This is a genomic window from Anabaena sp. CCY 9613, assembly GCF_963920895.1.
Classification (GTDB): domain Bacteria; phylum Cyanobacteriota; class Cyanobacteriia; order Cyanobacteriales; family Nostocaceae; genus Cyanocohniella.
Genome location: NZ_CAWUDE010000009.1, coordinates 179,833 through 192,205 on the forward strand (window position 1 = coordinate 179,833; position 12,373 = coordinate 192,205).

The 12,373-nt window shown below is 43.6% G+C and carries 9 protein-coding genes and 1 other RNA gene; 5 read left to right on the plus strand and 5 right to left on the minus strand.

The features are described 5' to 3' along the window. Positions 1–127: 127 nt before the first annotated feature. Entirely contained in the window at positions 128–874 is a 747-nt protein-coding gene (gene fabG / locus ACM0OT_RS13025) for a 3-oxoacyl-[acyl-carrier-protein] reductase (protein ID WP_414564759.1), read from the plus strand. Between the two features lie 117 nt (positions 875–991). Here fabG and ACM0OT_RS13030 read toward each other — a convergent pair whose 3' ends face one another. Further along, positions 992–2,065, minus strand: coding sequence for an MraY family glycosyltransferase (locus ACM0OT_RS13030; RefSeq protein WP_414564760.1), 1,074 nt, complete (start codon positions 2,063–2,065; stop codon positions 992–994). Between the two features lie 155 nt (positions 2,066–2,220). Here ACM0OT_RS13030 and groL point away from each other — a divergent pair, with 155 nt between their 5' ends. The 4 genes from groL to rnpB all read left to right on the plus strand — a co-directional run bounded on the left by groL (position 2,221) and on the right by rnpB (position 6,570). Next, positions 2,221–3,900: a chaperonin GroEL gene (groL, locus tag ACM0OT_RS13035; RefSeq protein WP_414564761.1), complete on the plus strand. Its 1,680-nt coding sequence runs from the start codon at positions 2,221–2,223 to the stop codon at positions 3,898–3,900. 287 nt (positions 3,901–4,187) lie between these two features. Beyond that, complete coding sequence (gene corA / locus ACM0OT_RS13040) at positions 4,188–5,336, plus strand: magnesium/cobalt transporter CorA (RefSeq protein WP_414564762.1); 1,149 nt, start codon at positions 4,188–4,190, stop codon at positions 5,334–5,336. A gap of 50 nt (positions 5,337–5,386) precedes the next feature. Beyond that, entirely contained in the window at positions 5,387–6,085 is a 699-nt protein-coding gene (locus ACM0OT_RS13045; protein WP_414564763.1) for a hypothetical protein, read from the plus strand. A gap of 32 nt (positions 6,086–6,117) precedes the next feature. Beyond that, an RNA gene (gene rnpB, locus ACM0OT_RS13050) (RNase P RNA component class A) lies at positions 6,118–6,570 on the plus strand. 70 nt (positions 6,571–6,640) lie between these two features. Here rnpB and ACM0OT_RS13055 read toward each other — a convergent pair. Genes ACM0OT_RS13055 through ACM0OT_RS13070 form a run of 4 tightly spaced genes read right to left on the minus strand, consistent with a single transcriptional unit; the run spans position 6,641 to position 12,348 of the window. Further along, positions 6,641–7,723: a hypothetical protein gene (locus ACM0OT_RS13055; protein ID WP_414564764.1), complete on the minus strand. Its 1,083-nt coding sequence runs from the start codon at positions 7,721–7,723 to the stop codon at positions 6,641–6,643. Position 7,724: 1 nt separating this feature from the next. Next, positions 7,725–9,350 (minus strand): restriction system-associated AAA family ATPase, encoded by a 1,626-nt coding sequence (locus tag ACM0OT_RS13060; protein ID WP_414564765.1) that lies wholly within the window; start codon positions 9,348–9,350, stop codon positions 7,725–7,727. Next, positions 9,347–10,894, minus strand: coding sequence for a restriction endonuclease subunit S (locus ACM0OT_RS13065; RefSeq protein WP_414564766.1), 1,548 nt, complete (start codon positions 10,892–10,894; stop codon positions 9,347–9,349). The genes ACM0OT_RS13060 and ACM0OT_RS13065 overlap by 4 nt, the downstream gene beginning before the upstream one ends. After that, on the minus strand, positions 10,891–12,348 hold the full coding sequence (locus ACM0OT_RS13070; RefSeq protein ID WP_414564767.1) for an N-6 DNA methylase: 1,458 nt from the start codon (positions 12,346–12,348) through the stop codon (positions 10,891–10,893). Before ACM0OT_RS13070 ends, ACM0OT_RS13065 begins: the two co-directional genes overlap by 4 nt. Positions 12,349–12,373 lie beyond the last annotated feature (25 nt).

Sequence of the window (12,373 nt, forward strand, 5' to 3'; positions counted from 1 at the left end):
AAATTTTTGATCTCATCCCCAAATTATAGATAATTCTCTAAATTGAAAAACCTGAAATTCTGGAAATTCCAGGTACAAATCACCATAAGATCATTAGCGCGGTATCTCCAAGTTTGAGGAATATTAAATGAGTTTATTACAAGACAAAGTAGCAATTGTCACAGGTGCATCAAGAGGGATTGGGAGAGCGATCGCCCTGCAACTCGCATCTCAAGGAGCCACTGTGGTAGTCAATTATGCTAGTTCTAGTACTGCTGCGGATAACGTAGTTGCAGAAATAAATGCCGCCGGTGGTCAGGCGATCGCCCTACAAGCTAACGTTTCCCAAGCTGATGAAGTAGACGCATTATTTAACACCACCATCTTGAAGTTCAAACGCATTGATATTTTGGTCAATAACGCAGGTATTACTCGTGACACACTATTGTTACGGATGAAGCCTGAAGATTGGCAAGCTGTTATTGACACGAACCTTACAGGTGTTTTCTTATGCACACGGCTTGCCAGTAAAACCATGCTCAAACAACGTTCTGGACGCATTATCAATATTGCCTCCGTCGCTGGGCAAATGGGTAACCCTGGTCAAGCCAACTACAGTGCTGCCAAAGCAGGTGTCATCGGCTTTACGAAAACCGTCGCTAAAGAATTAGCTTCTCGTGGCATCACAGTTAACGCTGTGGCCCCTGGTTTTATCGTCACCGACATGACTAACAATCTCAGCAACACCGAAGATATTTTAAAATTCATCCCCTTAGGTCGCTACGGTGAAGCAGAAGAAGTAGCCGGTATGGTGCGTTTCCTCGCTGCCGATCCTGCTGCTGCTTATATTACTGGACAAGTGTTTAATGTTGATGGCGGCATGGTTATGGCTTGATATCTACGAACACAACAAAGATCCCCGACTTTTTTAAAACCTCGGGGATCTAAGATTTTTAAAGTATAAATACTTTTATCTTAGGTAATTAAACAGACATGATAGAGCGCAGGCTTTTCAGATTTTTCTTTGCCAGACACTAAAGCTCAACAAGAAAACAATACTAATAGCGGTAAAAACTATTACCACTAAACTCATCCCTTGTATTCTCATGGCCAGCAAATTAAAAAATAAAGTCACTGCCCACAAGGTTAATGCAGCATGAGGCTGAGAGAATCCCCAGTCCAGTAAGCGGTGGTGTAAGTGGTCTTTACCAGGAGTACTCAGAGGGTTTTTTCCTGCCATGAGCCTGCGGATAAATACTTGTGTTGTGTCCACCACTGGTAATAGAACAAATAAAGCTGTCGGGCCTAAGGCAAAGACAGTACTTTCTTGCAAGTTACCTAAAATGCTAGTTGCACCCAACACATAACCAAAAAAGTATGCTCCCGCATCACCCATAATAATGCGTGAAGGATGAAAGTTATGGCGCAAAAAGCCCAAGGCACCACCCCCTAAGGCAGCCAGAACTAAAATAGCCGCTGCCCGGTTGGGAAATTGGGCTGCAACCCCTAACAGACTCATGGCAGTGATAAAACTGACTCCCCCTGCCAATCCATCCATGCCGTCCATCAAATTGATGGCGTTAGTAATACCTACTACCCAAAGCACAGTTAGCGTCATGGAAAGGAATGGATCAATGGGTGTGTGGAAACCAACCTCGATACTGATGCCGTTAGCATACAGCAACAATGCCGTGACAATTTGTGCCCATAAGCGCACCGAGGGGGGTAAACCGAACTGATCATCGATAAAACCGACCAATACTAGGATTGAACCGCCTAGTAAAATAGTTAATACCTGAGCTAATACATTTTGCAGGGCGATGGGTCGCAAAAGAGTCGCTAGCACCATTGCGGCAATGACACCCGCATAAATAGCCAAACCTCCTGCATTTGGCAAAGGTTCTCGATTGAGTCGTCGTGCGTTGGGTTGGTCTGCCCAACCTACCCGTAAGGCAAATTTACGTACTGTGGGAATCAAGCGCCAGGTGACTAACCAAGCCAAGAGAAACGTAAATACTACTGCCAACCAGCCGGAGCCGCTAGGGTCGGCAATGCCGAGGGATTTCAGAAAGTTAGATAAGTTCATCCCCCAATTCAACCATTACTGCCAATAAATATGAGCATCAACTGTAATATTAATCAATTTTTTTATTTCCATTTATAATCTGAGGTGCTAGTTTGATTAGCACTCTAGCCTTGTGAGTGCTAAATTGTCTAATGGAAGCGCAAGAGAAATTAAACATGGCAAAAATTATTTCATTTGATGAAGAGTCACGGCGAGCGTTAGAAAGGGGTGTAAACGCCCTAGCTGATGCGGTAAAAATCACCTTGGGGCCCAAAGGTCGCAACGTCCTTTTAGAAAAGAAATTTGGCGCGCCACAAATCGTCAACGATGGTATCACTGTTGCCAAAGAAGTTGAATTAGAAGACCCCTTAGAAAACACTGGTGCTAGGCTCATCCAAGAAGTAGCCTCCAAAACTAAGGATTTAGCTGGTGATGGCACCACAACCGCCACAGTTTTAGCACAAGCCTTAATTAAAGAAGGTTTGAAGAACGTCGCTGCTGGTACTAACCCCATTAGCTTGAAACGGGGAATCGACAAAACCATTGAAGCCCTAGTAAAAGAAATTGCCCAGATGGCCAAGCCAGTCGAAGGCAGTGCGATCGCGCAAGTGGCTACTGTTTCATCTGGTAACGATGAAGAAGTGGGCCAGATGATTGCCGAAGCTATGGAAAAGGTCACTAAAGACGGTGTAATCACTGTTGAAGAATCCAAATCTCTGACAACCGAACTGGAAGTCGTAGAAGGGATGCAAATTGACAGGGGTTATATTTCCGCCTACTTCATCACCAATAACGATCGCCAGATAGTCGAGTTTGAAAATGCTCGCATCTTGATTACCGATAAGAAAATCAGCAGCATTCAAGATTTAGTTCCTGTGTTGGAAAAAGTTGCCCGTTTGGGTCAACCTTTGCTGATTATTGCTGAAGATGTAGAAGGAGATGCTTTAGCAACATTGGTAGTCAACAAAGCACGGGGTGTGCTAAATGTTGCTGCTATTAAAGCACCGGGATTTGGCGATCGCCGCAAAGCTTTGTTACAAGATATTGCTATCCTGACCGATGGACAGTGGATTTCCGAAGAAATTGGCTTAAGCCTAGACACTGCTTCCTTGGAAATGTTGGGAACCGCCCGCAAAATCACCATTGACAAAGAAAGCACCACAATTGTGGCTGTTGGTGACACCAAACCAGAGTTACAAAAGCGGATTGCTCAAATTCGGAAACAACTAGAAGAAACCGATTCCGAATACGATCAAGAAAAACTACAAGAACGCATTGCCAAGTTGGCTGGTGGTGTCGCCGTAATTAAGGTGGGTGCAGCCACAGAAACTGAACTCAAAGACCGCAAACTGCGGATCGAGGACGCACTAAACGCCACCAAAGCTGCTGTAGAAGAAGGTATCGTTCCCGGTGGCGGAACAACCTTAATTAACTTGATTACCAAAATAGACGCAATTAAAGCCAACTTCAACGAAGAAGAAAAAATTGGCGCAGATATTGTCAAAAGAGCATTAGAAGCTCCTTTGCGTCAAATAGCAGAGAATGCTGGTGACGAAGGTTCTGTGATTGTTGCTCAAGTCAAGACCAGCGATTTCAATATTGGTTACAACGCCGCCACTGGAAAATTCGAGGACTTGATTGCGGCTGGTATTATTGACCCTGCTAAAGTAGTGCGTTCAGCATTGCAAAATGCTGGTTCCATTGCTGGTATGGTCATTACAACCGAAGCGATCGTTGTAGAAAAACCAGAGAAGAAATCCGCAGCGCCTGCCCCCGATATGGGTGGTATGGGTGGTATGGGCGGTATGGGCGGTATGGGCGGCATGGGCGGCATGGGCGGCATGGGTATGTTCTAGTCCTTCCTACCACACATAAATATTTTCTTAGCAGTTTGCTGTCACAAGGCAAACTGTTTTTTTATAGGCAATGGAATAATTATGCTCACTGCTTGCATACGGGTGTTATCTTTGACAAAGCTATTTCAAAAATTAATTATAAATTACCATTTTGATATTCAATATTGTAAAATTTCTGAAAATACATCAAATCAATATAGCTACTTTCCTAACACTAACTATGCAAATTTCCAAATTGATAGTTTTTGACCGTTGAATAATGACCTCTAAATATTAGGAAAAAATGTATGGTAAGAAAACTTCGCCGTATACCCAAAGCAGTGAAGAAGTTCTATGAAAAGGAATTTTATCACAAACCAGGAACCGTTCCGGGAACTATCATTGTTGATGAAAATGCTGAGGCTCCAAACATTATTTTGTTTGACTATAATCAACATAATTTTATTCGCAAACAAATAGAAAATCCTGAAGAATGTACAATTTATCTAGACCAAGAATCTGTCTCTTGGGTGGATGTCCAAGGATTAGGCAATCAAGACATACTACAACGATTGGGTAAGGTTTTTGATTTACATCCTCTAGTTTTAGAAGATGTAGTTAATATGGGAGAACGCCCTAAAATTGAAGATTATGAAGACCAATTACTCATAATTGCTCAAATGGTAGTGCCAATTAAAAAAACCTTTGGGTTTCATAGCGAGCAAGTAAGTTTTGTCTTAGGGAAACATTATCTACTAACAGTACAAGAAGAACCAGAATATGATTGCTTTGAAGGAGTGAGATTAAGAATTGATAGAAGTAAAGGTATCATTCGCAAACAGGGGGCCGATTATTTAGCTTATGCCCTGTTAGATGCAATTATTGATGGCTTTTTTCCAGTTCTAGAAATGTACGGGGAGCGACTAGAAGAATTAGAGGAGGAAGTCATACTTAACCCTACCCGCAAAACACTACAACAAATTTATCAAATCAGGAGAGAATTGCTGCAACTACGTCGTACTATCTGGCCCCAGCGGAATGCAGTTAATTCTTTAATTCGAGATAGCAGCGAACTTATAGGAGCAGAAGTACAAATCTATCTGCGAGATTGTTATGACCATGCAGTGCAAGTAATGGATATGGTAGAAAATTATCGGGAATTGGCATCTGGATTGATGGAAGTTTATTTGTCGTCGGTAAGTAACAAAATGAATGAAATTATGAAACTGTTAACAGTAATTTCTTCCATTTTTATTCCCTTAACTTTTGTGGCGGGAATATATGGGATGAATTTCAATACCGAAAAATCTCCATATAATATGCCTGAACTGAATTGGTATTGGGGTTACCCAATTTGCTTGGCAGTAATGGCTGCGATCGCCTTGGGTTTGCTATTCTTTTTTTGGCGACGAGGCTGGCTCAACAATTCTGTAACAATTAAGCAGGATGGGCAGTAGCTCATGAGTCAAATATACAAAATTATTCTAGGGAGTTAGTATTTTAATTTATGAGGAGTGGCGACCAAAATTTAGTTGTTTTGACCCTTTATATTATTGGCGTATCTTACGTCTTTAATCGGATGGTCGAATCCATTGATGATCAAGTTAGGTTTGATTTTAAAAAGGGTATGGTTGATGACCAACTAAAAGAACAAAATCTCCAAGACCAAATCGGGATTGCTTTTAAATTCAAACCTTCATATGCCATAGACGACCTCAAAGACTTATCTGTGAGTATTGAGAATAAATCGGAAAATATTGCTGTATACGTTGACTGGGACAATAGCTCTTTGGTTGATGACAAGCAATCACGCCGAGTCATTCGCAAATCACCCGACTTAACCCGTGACTTAGCTGTATCCCAAAGTCCTAGTCTGATTGCTCCTCAGAAAACACTTTCCGAGACAGTCACAGCAGAAGATGTTTTTGAGCGTGATCCTGTAGCCGGAACCTACTCAGCCAAAAAACCCATTATGAATATTAGCGGGTTAAGCAAAGCAGGTCCACCGCAAAAAAAAATATATAACGACTTTATGAATGAAAGAATAGAACTAGGATTTTCGCTACAACTAGTGCTACGCATCTCTGAGGTACGTGTAGGTCTAACCCCTGGTGTAAACGTCCCTCCCATGTGCATTATCAATTGTCCTTTTACAGTCAAAAAATTACCCTGGACTTACGCCTTGCCTTGGAATAAAAAGAAATAATCTGCACCAGACAGTTAAACTGGAAATAGGGAGGGAGTAGGCGCAGGCGGTTGCAGATCAATCATAACGATTGGTTTGAGGAAAGTCCGGGCTCCCGAAAGACCAAACTTGCTGGATAACGTCCAGTGCGAGCGATCGTGAGGATAGTGCCACAGAAAGATACCGCCAAGAATGAGGGAATAGGGAATAGGTAGTAGGGAGTAGGGGAAGAAAAACCCCACTCACCACTCACCACTCACCACTCCCGAATCTTTGGTAAGGGTGCAAAGGTGCGGTAAGAGCGCACCAGCAGCGTCGAGAGGTGCTGGCTCGGTAAACCCCGGTTGGGAGCAAGGTAAAGGAAGCTATGGTTGGTCTTTTACCAGTTTCCAAAAGTAGAGCCGCTTGAGGCGTCTGGTAACAGGCGTCCCAGATAGATAACTGCCCTTAAAGGTGCTTTAAAATACCTGTAAGAACAGAACCCGGCTTATGTCCGACTCCCTCCCCCGATAATTCTGCTTTTTACAAAAAAATATGTCACCCAGACAAATAATTAGGCGTCAAAATTGATTTAGTTTATGGGGCTTGCCGCAAATTGGTTTGTCCTGGGTTCACAATATTCATAATGAATGAAATAAGTCGTTGATCACCCTGCTGGCAATGTGTGTGCAACATTCGGAATACAGCGGCTTTTAAGAATGCGCGATCGCTAATCCCCATTTCTTCATATAAGGTGGCATAACGATTTAGCCCATCCATCAGTTCTTTGTCAGAACTAGGAGCTATCTGGGCAGATTTACACCAATGCTTAAAATCATCCAACCAGCTCTTGAATTTTGGGTTTAGTACGTCTCTTTCGTATCGTTCCCTAATGTAGAACACCTCATCCCAAGTGATTACCTCTTCAGTATTAGGCTCAAACTCAATTTGCCATCTTGGTATTTGACCAATTGGGGTACGTGTACCAGCAAAAGGTTGACTATTTTTGAGAGAGAGTCTGATTCTTGTACAGTTATATGGGTCAAATGACTTGCGACGAGTACCGTCTTTTCTAATGAGAATATCCTCAGCACGCTTGTAGCTTGAGTTGCATTTATTGCCCATTGGCACGAGGTTACGCAAATTTGAAGCTGCAAACGGGTATTTACTTTCTGCAAGGTAGTGATCCAATGCTTCACGGGGTGCTTCTGGTGCATCAAAGTTCTCACATCCGCAGAAAGGACATGTATGAGAAGGAGCCGCATCATAAATTACTTTGTAGTGCTTATCGCGGATTTCCAGTTTTGTGAGAAGTTCAAACCCAAATTCAAAAAGTTTTTTTACCGGCTCATGAATGGCTTCTGGCAAATCACCGATAGCTTCACAGTCCAATTGGCAAGACAAGAGAAGATCAATCTGATTTTGGTCATGGAATGCTTGAATAATTCGGTTCTGTTCTGCGATGGTGAGCTTTTCTAGAGATGTCTTGTAATTATTCAACCTATCTTCCAGTCCTCGGCGGTTTTCCAGCCTTTTTCGGTATCGCGCTGGAATAATTTCAGGCCATGCTGGCAGAGTTGCTGCTGCTTTTAGGCTTGTATGAATTGAACACAGAATCTCGCGTAAGCATTCGTGAAGCCAATTTTCCGCTGTTGCCGAAACGGGATACCCAAACAGCATCCTACACCTCATCCCTATTTGTTAGCTGCAACAGTCGATCAACAAGAAATGCTTTCTCGACAGAATCACCCAGATGCTGCATCCCTGCCCTAATCTCTTCGGAATTTTCACTCTCCATAAGCCTTTTAATCTCATCATGAGGAACTTGTGACATAGGCGGGCTAACGTTAAAGCATTCCTCAATGATTGTGTCGAATGTAGTACCAAATGTCTCAATATTGGGATTTTGGACTTGAATCTTCCCTTCTTCGTCTTTGCTAAAAATGAAAACTTTGTCTCTATGCATATCTGAGGGGACGAAAGGCGAGTGTGTTGTTAGTAAGCACTCTTGTTCAGTAGCTTTAGCAGATTCTCTGCGATCGCCATGTGTAGTAGGGAGATCCAATATGCGTGAAATGAACTTCACCCGCCATAGCGGATTGAAATGTGACTCAGGCTCATCCAGCAGGAAAAGTACGTTAGGAAATGACAACATACAAAACGTTCCAAGAATCTGCCCAAGCTGATGCTCTCCATCGGAAAGCGATACGTAGTCTACCTCTTTGCCAGTCCTTTGAGCAGTAAACATCACTCGTTCAAATCGAAAAACTTTATCTTCATCCTGAGGCTCTGGAAGACGTGAAGCAAACCTTCTCGATTTGGTGTCTTTCCGAAACCGCTCGCGGGTTTTCTTGGAAAGTACCAAGTCGTTTAACATTGCGAACTTGTGGAATGACGAGTACAAATCAAGCGTGTTGTTCCAAAACGAGCGAAATGCTTCTCTTGTCTGGTCATTTATCCAATAGTCAAAAGTATACGTCTCTGTTTTATCGTCATAGGTGTAGCAGGTAGCGCAACGTTTGAGCTGATCGAGATAATCTTCCAGTTCCTGGGTAAGTTGTATTCCTTTTCGCTTATTTTGTGAGCCTCTCCTACTTGGAGCCTTCGGGGCTGCACTGTGTGCAAGTTGGATTATGCAACGAAATGAGTGCAGGTTTTGCAGTTTTGCATCCTGTAGCAGAAAATCCCACTGAGAAACATCACCTAACAGGAGATTTGCCACAAAAACTTCCAGGTGCGTTCCATAGTCAATCAGCATTAGCCGAGTATCGGGAACGCGTTTTGGCTCGTGTAATGCACTTTCGGTTACATCCTTCGCGTACCCACTGCGACTTAAGAGGAACGGCAAACTAAGCGTTTCATTATCGCCTGACGTATAGCCAACAATCTTTTTAGGTAAAAGTTTATAGGTTTCAGGAGCTTTGAGGTCACATTCTATCCAGTCGTATTCATCTTCATCTCTCCGCTCGATTACAAGGCTTGGACGATTTTTACCACTGGCTTTCCGTGAAATGCGGACACGGACAGGTAGCTGCTCATCCTCTGGGTGAATGAGGTACTCAAGCTCGAAATGCAAGTCTGGCCCTTCGGAACGTTCTTCATTGGGAATGCATGTGTGAAAAACAGACTGAAAAATTTCTGTTAGCACTTGCAAGAATTGAGATTTTCCTGCGCCATTCGGCCCAATAAGACATAAAGGATCAAACCCAGAATAGCCATTAAATGGACTTCGTAACTGTAAGTTCAGTCCATCAAGTAACCCCCCGCAAGTTTTAGCAGAAATGATGTGAACCCTTAAAAGCTTCATTTGCCTGCCCGAAAAAAACGCATCGCTCGCTCCTCTTGATCGAAGACCTGGGTAAGAATCGGCTCAGCTTCACTGAGGAGTGTAAACAGGATATCCTTTAGTGAGTCATAATCACCAGTGAGGTTTTCACGCAGTTCATCGAATGAAAATTTTTCCTTAGGTAATTGCTGAATTGCTTCCCTAACAGATTCTTTGGTCATTTGGGTCATGGTTGATTTTTTAGGAGCCTTGATCTTGGGTTTAGTAAGTTGTGCTGCTCGTTCAGCCAGAATCCGCTCCAACAGCATTGAAGCCGGTTCATCGTTCGGGTCTTGAGGTACAAGTTCCCCACAAAATGCTTTAGCTAACAGCTTGGGTATCAGACACTCGACTTGAGCGTAGGCAGCTTTATAATGGGTTTCGACCCGATCAGCATAGGCGAAGAGGTTTTCAGTGCGGCGAATTATCTCTGCTTGTTCTTCTACAGGTGGCAGTTTAAACTGAAATGCTGCGAGCTTCCTCGCATTGATGTTTGACTGACTGATAGCATCAGACTTAACCTGCCGGCAGTAATCGCGCCCAGCAGGGCTATTAAGGCAGTAGTTAAGATAGTCAGGAAGTAGATCATCTCTACAGCGAATACGAATAAGGTAGCCTGCATAAATAGCAGGTCGCTCGCCTTTATAGACGGCTGTTTTTCCTACTAATTCAGGACTATTGGTTCGATTAAATAGTACATCTCCAGCGAGCAATTGGTATTTCTCAATCTCGTTTATGTCAGAAGTGAAGACCAGATTATTCCAATCTAGTTTACCCTCTTGAATATTACCCATACGTAATACAGGAACAGAACCTGATGGCGATGACTTGGTGGATGATCCATAGCTCAAGGATGATGCAAAGTCTTCAAGAGAAACCCAACGTGCCATCTTGTTAGTACGGTCTGTGTTCTGCCAATCCTCGGTTAGTTGCCCTGATGTAGCTGCTGTAAGGACGGCTTGACGGAAGCTTTTAAGGATGAGGGGTATGCGCTCCAGTCTATCTCGACAGCCATCTACCCGCGTAAGCAGAGCATCAAGCTTATCGGCGATGCGTTTTTGTTCTTTGAGGGGAGCGACAGGAACTCTTAATTCTGCTAACTTCTTCGCATTCACATTAGCTAGGGCGATTCCTGTAGACGCATTGGAAATCTGTTGCCAGTATTTGGGAGATCGCAAGAAATGGGCTACATATCGTGGTTCAATATTTTTAGAAGGAATAAATCTAATAAGATACGATGCAAATACTGTTGAACAGGGAATATCTCTAATTAAGATACTAAATCCGACTGAGCCAGATCGTGAGATAAGGATGTCATTTTTTTGAATCTGATATTTCTCGATATCAGAAGGACTTTCCTGGCAATAAGGAACAGAGTCCCAGTCAATTTTTCCCTTGGTGATGTCGGTAGTACGTAGATACTTGAGAGATCCTTGGTTTTCAGCTTTTGTCGTCCAGCCATACTGACTAGCTCCACAAATATCTCCAAGACTACTTATATTCCAACCCTCCGGAAGCTCGCTCACGCTTCCGCCTCCTCACCTAACTCCTCTAAAATCCCCTGCAATTCTGCTAGAATTGCCTCTAGTTCGATCATAGCCTCTTGTGCGAGTACTGCTGGTTCAGGTAGCTCATTGGTGTCGTTTCCACTTACATCTTTAAGCCAACTGATGTCTAAGTTATCATTGTGATCAGCAATCCAGTCGCGGGTAAAGAGGCGGAAACGTCCCTTTTCACCAGTATCTACACGCTTGGTAAGACTTGCAGGACTACCAAAAGGATCATCGCCAAAAGCAACTTCAAAATCGGCAAAATGTTCGCGGGTCAGTTGAGTGCGCTTGCCAAACGGCGATATATTAGCACGCATATCGTATACCCATACTTCTTGAGTGTTACCCTTTTCTTTCTTGCCACGAGTGAAAAACAGCACGTTAGTCTTAACACCCGGAGCGTAAAAAATACCAGTTGGTAGACGCACGATAGTATGTAGGTTGCACTTTTCCATCAATTCAGTGCGAATCTGCTTACCCACATTGCTATCAAATAACACATTGTCTGGAAAAACTGCCGCAGCACGTCCACCAGGCTTGAGACCACCATAAATGTGTTGCAGAAAGCAAAACTGTTTATTGCTGGTAGAAAAAATGAAGTCCTTGCGAGTAGGTAAACCACCCCCTTTCTTGGAGCCGAAAGGTGGATTGGTAAGGATCAGCGTCGCTTTCGGTAATGCTTCTCCCTCTGGTGAAAGCGTATCGCCATAGCGGATACCTGCCCCTTGCGGGTCAAACTCTAGCCCATGCAGCATGAGATTCATTAAAGCCAGACGGTGCGTGTCCTGCACATGCTCCATGCCGTAGAAGGTATTGCTACGGTACTTGCGTTGCTGTTTTGCCGTCCAGGTATCCGGGTTACTGTTTTCGCGTATGTAGCGATTGGCGGCAATCAAGAAACCGCCCGTCCCTGCTGCGGGGTCTTGAATAACGTCCTCCAAGGTCGGGCGCATAACATGCACCATACTATCGATCAGCGGACGGGGTGTAAAGTACTGACCAGCACCGGATTTTTTTTCATTAGCGTTCTTTTCCAGCAACCCTTCATACACGTCGCCCAGTCCTTCTTGCCGGGCGCTGTACCAGTCAAGCTTGTCAATCTCAGTAACTAGTGTAGAAAGTGTATTGGGCTTATTGATAGAGGAATTGGCGTTGGCAAAAATTTCTTTAACAAGCGTGGAACCGCGACTACCAAGGTGGATCAACAGCAGTTTGTAAAAATCCAGACGTTCATTTGCTGCTTTGCCTTCCAGATCGTCCCAGCGGTAACCCTCTGGAAGCAGGTTTTCTGTACGGGTCTCCTTCGCCATCTTCAGAAACAGCAGGTACGTTAGTTCAATGACGTATTGGTGATACGTCACGCCATCATCTTTGAGGACGTTACAGAGATTCCAGAGCTTGGCAATTAGGTCGTAGGTCGTGGTACTCATAGGCGAAAGAAAATTTATCTTACCC